This is a genomic window from Longimicrobiaceae bacterium (genome assembly GCA_035696245.1).
In the GTDB taxonomy this organism is placed as follows: Bacteria; Gemmatimonadota; Gemmatimonadetes; order Longimicrobiales; family Longimicrobiaceae; genus DASRQW01.
The window spans coordinates 1-7,110 of the sequence record DASRQW010000409.1 but is presented as its reverse complement, the minus strand read 5'-3'; the positions used below and the strand labels follow the sequence as shown (position 1 = coordinate 7,110).

The window sequence follows — 7,110 nt, the reverse complement described above, 5'->3', positions numbered from 1 at the left end:
GTAGCAGCGGCACCACGGGATCGACGGGCTCGGGCTCCACCGGCTCGACGAGCTCCGGTTCGACGGGATCGACTGGTGGCTATGGCTCGACCGGCAGCGGCTCTACGGGCGGTTCCTCGGGCACTGGCTCGACCGGAAGCTCCGGCGGCTACGGCTCCACCGGGAGCAGCAGCGGCGCGACCGGCTCTACGGGCGGGCTGGGCTCGACCAGCGGCGCGGGCTCCACGGGCGCCTCGTCGGGCCTCGGCGGGAGCGGGACGGGCACGTCGTACGGATCGGGCGCCTCGACGGGCGCGTACGGCTCGGGCACCACGTCCGGCATGGGCAGCACGGGCTCGGCGGGTACGTCGTCCGGTGGCGGCTCGTCGGTCGGTAGCAGCAGTGGCGGCTCCACGGGCTCCGGGTCGGCGGGCAGCTCCGCGTACGGCTCATCCTCGTCCGGCGGCTCCTCGGCAGGTGGGTACTCGGCGGGCGGAAGCTCGTCCGGGGGGACGCAGACGGCCGAGGGCGGCGTGAGCGCCGCGCTGGGGCAGGTGGAGGAGAAGGCCAACAGCGCGATCGAGGGGCTGGCCGGGGGGCTGCACCAGGCCGCCGACCGCCTCGGCCACCTGGCCGAGGGGCAGCAGGGCGCCGAGGGCGTGATGGGCCGCGCGACGGGCGTGGCGCAGACCGCGGCCGGGGGCATGGAGTCGGCCGCGCGCTACCTCCGCGACGCGGACGTGCGCTCGCTGCAGGAGGACCTGTCGCGGATGGCGCGAGAGAAGCCTCTGCAGACCATCCTGGTGGCCGTCGCGGCCGGGTGGGTGGTCGGGAAGATCTTCCGCTAACCGGGAGACTGCCCGATGGTGGATGACATCCACGTCACCCGTAGCGCTGGCGACATGGGCGCGGCTGGTCCCTCCGGGGCCGAGCCCGCCTTGGGCGACCTGTTCCGGCAGCTCGCCCAGGACAGCGCCACGCTGGTGAAGCAGGAGGTCGCGCTGGCCAAGGCCGAGATGCGCGAGAACGTGAAGGGCGTCGCCCGCGATGCGGCCATGGTCGCGGTGGGCGGCGTGACCGCCCTGGTCGGCGTGCTGGTGCTGATCCTGTTCCTGGTGCTGCTGGTGGGCGAGGCGCTCGGCCGCCTGTGGCTGGGGGCCCTCATCGTGGGCGCGCTGTTCCTGATCGTGGGCGGGGTGATGGCCAAGAAGTTCCTGGCCAACCTCAAGCACGACTCGCTCGCCCCCGACCAGACGATTCGAACCTTGAAGGAGGACAAGCAATGGGTGCAGAGCGAGATTCAGCAGGCGAAACGCCTGTAGGCGGCACCGGCTACACCGGCAGCGGGATGGACACCGGCGGGTCGGCCGAGGTGCACGGCGGGCTTCACACCGGCGGCTCGATGGGCGCCACGGGCGCGGGCCTGGGCGGCGCCTCGGACCTGGGCGGGACCACCGGCCTGAGCGGCGCCGGCAGCGTCTCGGGCTCCACGGCGGGCGAGTACGGTGCGCTGGGCTTCGCCGACGCCGACGAGGCGCAGGGCCTCAAGGAGAAGGCGATGAACCGGCTGGGCGGCCTGGCCGACGGCGTGAAGGACGGCGCCTCCAACCTGGGCGGCCAGGCGGGCGACATGGCGGGCCAGGCGCGCGACAGGGCCGGCGAGCTGGCAGGACAGGCTCGCGACCGCGCGGGTGAGCTGGCGGGGCAGGTGCGAGAGCGCGCCGGCGAGCTGGCCGGGCAGGTCGGCGAGCGTGTGCAGGGCCTGGTGGGCCAGGCGCGCGAGCGGGCGCCGGAGCTGGCGGGGCAGGCGCGCCAGCGGCTGAGCGGCGCCATGACCAGCGCCGAGGGCATGCTGGAGGAGCACGGCGTACTGAACAAGGTGCGCGAGAACCCGCTTCCGGCGCTGGGCATCGCGTTCGGCGTGGGCTTCCTGCTCGCGGGCAGCGACAACCCGGGCCAGCGCATCGGCGCGGTGTCGCAGGCCAAGAGCCAACTCAAGGGCGCCGTGATGGGCGGTCTGAGCGCCGCCGTGGCACAGGAGGCGCGCATGCTCATCGGGCAGCAGGCAGGCGGCCAGGGCGGCGGGTTCCTTCAGTCGCTGCTGGGTTCGCTGGAGAAGCAGCTGGGCGGCGGCGGCTCGTCGCGCTCGTCGTTCGGCGGAAGCTCGCAGGGCGGCTCCACGGGCGGCTCCTCGTCCCAGCAAGCGTACGGCGGCGCGTCGTCTTCGGCGGGCACGTCGCAGGGCGGGGCGATGCCGCACCGCGAGCCGAGCCACCGCGAGAACTTCTAGGGCGCGGTGAAGGAGGCGGCCTTCCGGGTTCGGGGCCGGGTGCAGGGAGTGGGGTTCCGCTGGTGGACCCGCTCCCAGGCCACCCGCCTCGGCCTGGAGGGCAGCGTCCGCAACCTGCCGGACGGCTCGGTGGAGGTCCACCTCCGCGGCGACGATGCGGCGTTCCACGAGATGGTCCGGATGCTCGGCCACGGCCCGCGCGGTGCGCACGTGGAGAACGTGGAGGAGGTCGCCGCCGCCCACGCACCCCAAGCGAGCGGCTTCAGCATCCTGCGAGGCTGAAATCTCCCGAACACGACCCGAACAAACAACGAGCAGAATCACGGCTGTAGGGCGCGATCTGCGGACGGGGAGTACAGGAGCACGGAAAACACACCGAGCGCGCTCAGAAACGATTCTGAGGGCGCTTTTTCGCGTCCGCCAGCCAGAACTCCTGCAAATACGTCTGAGACACCTCTCCGCGATGTACAGATGACGTCATCGCCACCATCTGCAACATCGAACGTCGATACGGACAGAGCAGCCCATATGGGCCCGTGACTCCGGTGGCAACTTACCGACAGGTCACTTACCGACGCAGAAGTCGCCGAAGACGCGGTCGAGGAGGTCGTCCACCGTGACGACGCCGACGAGGTCCTCGAGGGCGCCGACGGCCGCGCGGAGGTGCGTCGCGGCGAACTCCATCGGGATGCCGGCGGCGAACGCGCCGGCGAACTGGGCGACCTCGTCGCGGGCGGCGCGGAGGGCGCGGGCGTGGCGCTCCCGCGTGACGAGCGGTGCCTCTCCGGGGTCGCCCAGGATTCCTCCGAACGCTTTCCGCAGCAGCACAGCGCGCAACTCCGGAAGCCCATCGCCGGTGGATGCGGAGACGGCGGCGGTCGAAAGGGATGCAGTATCATCCATCTCCCGATAGTCCGTTGCCGGATCACCCGCGTCCAGAGTCGCCTCCGCAGATGCGACACAGTCGGCCTTGGTGCGGACGAGGACGACACGGCCTGGGTCAAGCCCGGAGAGGAAGGCGCGCTCGTCGTCTTCCATCTCACGTCCCGCCTCTGCGCAGAAGAGCACCAGGTCGGCGGCGGCCAGGTAGCGGCGCGCGACTTCGATGCCGATGCTTTCCACGCGATCGGCCGTCTCGCGCAGACCGGCGGTGTCCACCAGCCGGAACGGATACCCATCTACCGACATGGACGCCTCCAGCGCGTCGCGCGTGGTACCGGGGACCTCCGTGACGATCGCGCGCTCGGTGCCCAGCAGCGCGTTGAAGAGCGACGACTTGCCGGAGTTTGGGCGGCCGGCGAGTACCGTGAGTGCACCCTCGCGCAGCATCTCTCCCTCGGGCGCGGTGGCGAGCAGCGCGTCGATGCGGGCGAGCACGTCTTCGACCGCGGCGCGGATGCGGGCGGGCGGGACGGGCGGCTCGTCTTCTTCGGGGAAGTCGATGGAGTAGATGAGCAGCGCCTCGGCGCCGATGATGGCCGCGCGCAGCTCCTCGACGCGGCGCGAGAGGCCGCGCTCCATCTGGTGCACGGCGGCACGGTGCAGGGCACGCGAGCGGCCGTCGATCAGGTCGCCCACCGCCTCGGCCTGGAGCAGGTCCAGCTTGCCATTCAGGTACGCACGGCGCGTGAACTCACCGGGTTGCGCGGGGCGGGCGCCGGCGGCGAGCAGCGCATCGAGCACGAGCTGCGGGGTGAGCGCACCGCCGTGGGTGGAGATCTCCACCGTGTCGTCGCCCGTGTAGCTCGCTGGGGCGGGGAAGAAGGCCACCAGCGCGCGATCCAGCAGCTCGCCGGTCTCCGGGTGCCGCAGGGCGGCCAGCCGTTGCACGCGCGCCTGTGGGGCTTCCTGACGCCCCGTAAGGCGCTGGACGACGGCGAGCGCCCGCGGTCCTGCCACACGCAGCATCGCCACCGCTCCGCGGCCAGGTGCCGTCGCGATGGCGGCGATGGTGTCGCCGAACGGGTTTCCGGAGATAGTTGGCTGGTTGTCCATCCGGAGAGGATCGCGAGTTCCCGCGCGCGCGGCAAGGCGGCGGCGGGGGAAGCGCCTGACCCGACGGGATGCGAATCTCATCCTTTCATTCCGTTTCCCCGCGCCCGAAGCAGTCAGGGTGATGCGCCGCCTCGGCAAGATGTTACCGGACGGGAACATGAGGTGTTGCCTTCTCGGCACACCCGGCCGTGCATCTCACGCAAGATTCGTTGTGCTGCAAGGGTTTACGCGCGTACTGCACCGGGCACGGATGCTGCGCTTGGCGGAGAGCCGCGTCTGCCCTCTCGACGTCCCCGTCCACACCGTCTTCCGGCCACGTATTCCATGAGCCGAGCCGCCCTCCTGGCGCTGGGTACACTGCTCTTCCCACTCGCGTCGCGCCCCCAGCCCGCCGTGGCGCACCTGCGCGCGCCGGTGCCCGTCGTGCTTGCGGACACGGTGACGTACGCGGGCACGCAGCGCTGGTTCGTGGACGGCGAGGCGGTGCGGTTCGGAGGCCGTCGCTGGGTGAAGTTCGGGATGACGCAGCCGCTCACGCAGACGGAGGCCGTGCGCGTAGGCGAGTACCGCGGCGTGCCCGTGTACCGCACGCACGACAAGTCGGCACCGACGGACGTGCTGTACCTGCCCGTCACCGCCGGCTGCGAGTTCCAGCCCTTCCGGATGATGGAAGACGTGGCCCGCGTCCGCGGCTGAGCCCAGCCTAGCTTTGCAGCATCGGCCGACGAAGAAGCGCCCGCCCGTCAGATCGCGAGGGGCGGGCGCTTCTTCGTCATGCCGGGTGGAAGCCGTCCGGGTCAGCGGCGAGGCTTCACGCGGTGCGCGCCGGTCTTGCCGCCGGGCGAGCCGCGCGACGGGGGCTTGCTGGCCGCCTCTTCCGCCTTCTTCGCCGCACTGGCCTTCTTGCGCTCGCGCGCGATCAGCAGCTGCTGGGGCAGGCTCGCGAGGTTCGTGGTCGCGTAGTACAGGTTCAGGCCCGACGGGAAGCGGAAGAACAGGAAGCCCATCATGAGCGGCATGATGTACATCATGGTCTGCGCCTGCGGGTTCTGCTCCATGCCGCTCATGCGCGTGCTCACCCACTGGAGCGCGAACATGCTCAGCACCAGGAAGATGGGCAGGACGTGCCACGGGTCGGCCAGCGACAGGTCCGGCAGCCACCAGAACGAGGTGCCGCGGAACTCGATGGCGCTGCGGAACACGAAGAAGAGCGTGATCAGCACCGGCATGGGCACCAGCATGGGCAGGCAGCCCGACAGCATGGAGAAGGGGCTCACGCCCAGCTCCTTGTACAGCGCGAACATCTCCTGCTGCTGCTTGGCCGGGTCGTTCTTGTAGCGATCCTGCAGCTCCTTGGTGCGCGCCTGGAGGATGGGCTGCATCTCCATGTTCTTCATCTGCGCGCGCATGGCCCGGGCGTTCAGCGGCCACGTGATCACACGCATGGCGATGCCGGCCAGCACCAAGATCCAGCCGTACGCCAGGCCCCAGCGCTGATGCGCCTCGTTCACGACCCACAGCAGGAACGCGGCGATGGGCCGCACCACCGGCCGCAGCCAGCGGTAGCCGTACGGGTTCACCTCGTCCAGGTCATGGCCCACGGCGGCCACGCGCGAGTACTCCTGCGGGCCCAGGTAGGCCTCGAAGGCGAAGGCGCCGTCCGCCGGCAGCGGCAGCACGGCCGTGGCGTTGGCGCGGGGGAAGACCTCGGGCTTGTCGCTGCTGCCGGTGGGGGGCTGCACGATGAAGTCCGCCGTGTCGCGCAGCAGCACGCGGTCGAAGCGCTCGGCGCCCGCGGGGATGAGCGCGATGAGGAAGTAGCGGTCCTTCACGGCGGCCCACGCGAGCGGCCCGCCGATGGTGTCGGTGCCTTCCACCTTGTGCAGCAGGCGGTCGTCCAGCTTGCTGGCGGTGGAGTTCCAGCCCGCGACGGCCAGCTCCTGCGCGGAGCCGTGCTCGCGCGCGTCGTGGTGCGCCAGGCCGGGGCCCAGGTCCGTGAGCAGCGCCGCGCGGCCCGTCACCCCCAGCAGGCGGCCGCGGATGCCCACCACGTAGCTGTCGGGCCGGAAGGTGTAGACGATCTCCGCGCCCACGCCGCCCTGGGGCGCGTAGGTGAAGCGCAGCTCCTGCGGGCCGCCAGCGGGCTTCAGGTCCAGCGACGCCGCGCTTGCCGTGAACGGTGCGCCGCGCAGGTCGACGGTGTCGCCGCCGAGCGCGACGCGGTGCGCCAGCACGTCCAGCGCGCCCTCGGGCACGAGCTGCACGGGCTGGCCCTTGTTCACGTACGAGGCGTACTTGAGCAGCCGCGCCTCCACCAGCGCGCCGCCGCGGGTGGAGAAGCCGTAGCGGTACAGGGGCGAGGTGACGGTCACCGTCTGCGCCGGGACGGCGGGCATGGCCTGCGCGGGGCCGGCGTTGGTCGCGCGCGCGGCCGCGGCGGCGACGGCGGCCGGAGGCGCGTCGGCCACGGGGCGCTTGGGGGGGAACAGCCAGTTGGTGGCGAGCATCACGCCCATCGCCATGACCAGCGCCAGCAGGATCCGCTTTTCCATCTATGCGTTCAATCCGTGAGAAGTGTCGGGGACGAGCCGGGAGATGCAGGGCGGCCTACGCCCGCGGCGAATCGGCCGGGGGGAGCGGCACCGGGTCGTACCCCCCTTTGCAGAAGGGGTGGCACCGCGCCAGCCGCCGCACCGTGAGCCACGTGCCGCGCCCGGCGCCGTACCGCTCGATCGCCTCCAGCCCGTATGCCGAGCAGGTGGGGTAGAAGCGGCACGACGGCGGCATGAGCGGCGAGATGGCGCGCCGGTAGAAGCGGATGCCGCCGGTCAGCGCGCGCGCGAGCA

General features: G+C 71.7%; 9 protein-coding genes. 5 read left to right on the top strand and 4 right to left on the bottom strand.

Features of this window, described 5'->3' with window-relative positions:
• Positions 1–148 precede the first annotated feature (148 nt).
• Positions 149–550, bottom strand: a complete 402-nt coding sequence (locus tag VFE05_18325; protein ID HET6232036.1) for a hypothetical protein — start codon at positions 548–550, stop codon at positions 149–151.
• Between VFE05_18325 and VFE05_18320 the strand changes: the two genes are divergently transcribed.
• From VFE05_18320 to VFE05_18305, 4 genes are read left to right on the top strand one after another with little or no spacing between them, the layout of a single operon-like run.
• The gene (locus tag VFE05_18320) at positions 513–827 is read left to right on the top strand and encodes a hypothetical protein (protein ID HET6232035.1); all 315 of its coding nucleotides are present in this window, start codon (positions 513–515) and stop codon (positions 825–827) included. The genes VFE05_18325 and VFE05_18320 overlap by 38 nt on opposite strands.
• Positions 828–842: 15 nt before the next feature.
• Positions 843–1,301, top strand: a complete 459-nt coding sequence (locus VFE05_18315) for a phage holin family protein (protein HET6232034.1) — start codon at positions 843–845, stop codon at positions 1,299–1,301.
• Entirely contained in the window at positions 1,262–2,269 is a 1,008-nt protein-coding gene (locus VFE05_18310; GenBank protein HET6232033.1) for a hypothetical protein, read from the top strand. Before VFE05_18315 ends, VFE05_18310 begins: the two co-directional genes overlap by 40 nt.
• Before the next feature lie 6 nt (positions 2,270–2,275).
• Positions 2,276–2,551, top strand: a complete 276-nt coding sequence (locus VFE05_18305; protein HET6232032.1) for an acylphosphatase — start codon at positions 2,276–2,278, stop codon at positions 2,549–2,551.
• 282 nt (positions 2,552–2,833) lie between these two features.
• Here the strand turns inward: VFE05_18305 and mnmE are convergent, their stop codons facing one another.
• Entirely contained in the window at positions 2,834–4,264 is a 1,431-nt protein-coding gene (gene mnmE / locus VFE05_18300) for a tRNA uridine-5-carboxymethylaminomethyl(34) synthesis GTPase MnmE (protein HET6232031.1), read from the bottom strand.
• Between the two features lie 324 nt (positions 4,265–4,588).
• On the opposite strand from mnmE, the gene VFE05_18295 reads away from it, so the two are divergent.
• Positions 4,589–4,960 carry a hypothetical protein gene (locus VFE05_18295; protein ID HET6232030.1) on the top strand — a complete coding sequence of 124 codons (372 nt, stop codon included), beginning with the start codon at positions 4,589–4,591 and terminating at the stop codon, positions 4,958–4,960.
• 101 nt (positions 4,961–5,061) lie between these two features.
• Here VFE05_18295 and yidC read toward each other — a convergent pair whose 3' ends face one another.
• Together yidC and yidD are read right to left on the bottom strand one after the other, a co-directional pair.
• On the bottom strand, positions 5,062–6,816 hold the full coding sequence (gene yidC / locus VFE05_18290) for a membrane protein insertase YidC (protein HET6232029.1): 1,755 nt from the start codon (positions 6,814–6,816) through the stop codon (positions 5,062–5,064).
• Between the two features lie 55 nt (positions 6,817–6,871).
• A complete protein-coding gene (gene yidD, locus VFE05_18285) occupies positions 6,872–7,096 on the bottom strand; it encodes a membrane protein insertion efficiency factor YidD (protein HET6232028.1) in 225 nt (74 codons plus the stop codon).
• Between the last annotated feature and the right edge of the window lie 14 nt (positions 7,097–7,110).